The following is a 2130-nucleotide window of genomic DNA, read 5'->3' on the forward strand; positions in this document are numbered from 1 at the left end:
GATCGCGGAGTTCTGTCAAAGCTTTTCCTGCCTCAAAAAACGCCCGTTCTACTTTCCGTTCCAAGTGCAAGCGGTAAGCGTAGCCATGCCGTCAGGCTTATCGCTTTGCTCTTGGTTGGTTAATTCAGGAACTTCAACAGCACTAACTGTAATTGTTGCTGTAGCTGGGTTTTCTTCAATGTCTTGGTTATCTGGTGGTGTGTCCTCACTGGATGAAGCAGAGGTGGCTTTGTTGCGCTTAGGGGGTGGTTTATTCATTACTCCACCTCTCTTTGGTTCAATGCCATTGCTTAGAGTCGATTGCAAATCAATTCTAGAAATCGAGCTTTCATGAGAGATATACAGCTTCAGAGGAAAAATACTTTTGACTTATCAGCTAGCAGATGTTTGCCCTTTCGGTTCATCCGGCACATAAGTTAACAAATCACCGGGTTGACAGTTAAGAGCTTTGCAGTATTTCTCCAATGTCTCTCTTTCTAACCTCTCTGGCATCACACGAATATTTTTGTGCTTGCTGATAGTCACAGGATGCATACCTGTCATCTCGGCAAGCTCTTTATAATCAATTTCTCTATCAGCCATCAATACAGCCAAGCGCCACTTAATCGGCATTGATTCTTTTATAAATATCGGCATCTTTAACCTTACACCTCCTTGTGTTTGCCCCTTAGTAGCTGCGACTATAGCATAAATCATAGCGAAATATCAGTTAGTTGATGGTTCCACACCATTAGTCGTAACGACTAATATGATAATCATAGAGACAAACAAAAGGCGACCGCTCACAGCCTGGAAAACTTCGTGCGATCGCCTTTTGAAAAACCCATACATCCGTAGAGGGAATCTTAATCATGACATATCCGACTTATACCCAACAACAGCTGCAACTGAAATCAATTGCTCGGCTCAAGCAAATCTACAGCCAAATCGCCTGCACAGTTGAGGTGAGCGGCAAACGCTGCAAGGATGCTTGGATTACTGCCATCGCGTCCCGCGCGCCGGAGGCGATGGCAGAATATCAGGCAAGCAAGATTCAGAAACTTGCCCCTGCTGCCCCAGACGAACAAACCACAGCCCAAGCTGAACTCGACGGGTTCATCACCGCTCAAGCTCAAGCCATCGCTCCCGAACCACTGGCAAATGTCGAAATCAACTCCAACCACTACCAAGTCTACGCAGGCAAACAACTCATCGCCTACATCGCCTACGACCACAATGAATTCGTAACCCAACCCTGGCTGGTTATGGTCAATGGTGAAGAGAAGTTCCGCGACACGACAATTTTCTTTTGCTCCTGACCGAAATCAAGTCAACTTGCCCCCACAAAACATCGAAGCAGAAGAAGCGATTTTGGGTGGGATTATGCTCGACCCAGATGGGATCGCTAGAATAAGCGTTATTCTTGACGCTGAAGCCTTTTACATCAGCGCTCACAAAGATATTTATCAAGCCGCGGCCAGACTTCATGCGACATATCAGCCCACAGATTTACTTTCAGTAACTGCTTGGTTGGCTGATCACAATCTCCTCAACCGCATTGGTGGCAGAAACAAGTTAGCGACTCTGGTAGACCGCACTGTGTCCGCCGTCAACATCGATGCTTTGGCTGATTTGGTGATGGAGAAATACCGACGAAGGCAGTTAATCAAAGTGGGCAATGAAATTGTCCAACTTGGTTACGAAACTCAAACTGAACTGCCACAAGTAATTAACCTTGTTGAGGAGAAAGTTTTCACCGTCACTCAAAATCAAAGCGACGAACGCAGCAAAGTTTTCTCGGCACAAGACATGGGCTTTGAATTGTTCCAAAAAATGGAGATGGGCAACATGGCAGGCGAGAAAGTGGATTGGTATGACCTGGAAGATATCACTGGTGGGATTTATCCTAGCAGTTTGGTAGTGGTGGCAGCAGAGTCTCACATGGGCAAGACTCATTTCATGATTTCTTACGCTTACGAAATTATGACCAAACTTGGAAAACCTGTTCTGTATGTAACCCCAGAAATGGACAAAAATCAACTCAATGCCCGAATGTTGGCTCGAATTACAGGTGTAGATGCTTCCGCGATTCAAACCAATACTCAGTACTATTGGACACAGATAGCACGAGGAGTAGCGCAGATGGTAGAA

At 45.7% G+C, this 2130-nt stretch carries 4 protein-coding genes; 2 read left to right on the plus strand and 2 right to left on the minus strand.

The window, feature by feature from the left end; genetic code table 11:
• Positions 1 to 48: 48 nt before the first annotated feature.
• Positions 49 to 258 carry a hypothetical protein gene (locus tag V7K62_RS03645; RefSeq protein WP_334861787.1) on the minus strand — a complete coding sequence of 70 codons (210 nt, stop codon included), beginning with the start codon at positions 256 to 258 and terminating at the stop codon, positions 49 to 51.
• Positions 259 to 372: 114 nt separating this feature from the next.
• Entirely contained in the window at positions 373 to 636 is a 264-nt protein-coding gene (locus V7K62_RS03650) for a helix-turn-helix domain-containing protein (protein WP_152592717.1), read from the minus strand.
• 215 nt (positions 637 to 851) lie between these two features.
• On the opposite strand from V7K62_RS03650, the gene V7K62_RS03655 reads away from it, so the two are divergent.
• Positions 852 to 1298 (plus strand): hypothetical protein, encoded by a 447-nt coding sequence (locus tag V7K62_RS03655; protein WP_334861794.1) that lies wholly within the window; start codon positions 852 to 854, stop codon positions 1296 to 1298.
• A partial coding sequence (locus V7K62_RS03660) for a replicative DNA helicase (RefSeq protein ID WP_334861796.1) occupies positions 1252 to 2130 on the plus strand: 879 nt, incomplete at its 3' end. The genes V7K62_RS03655 and V7K62_RS03660, both read left to right, overlap by 47 nt.

The organism is Nostoc sp., from assembly GCF_036917935.1.
GTDB lineage: Bacteria > Cyanobacteriota > Cyanobacteriia > Cyanobacteriales > Nostocaceae > Nostoc.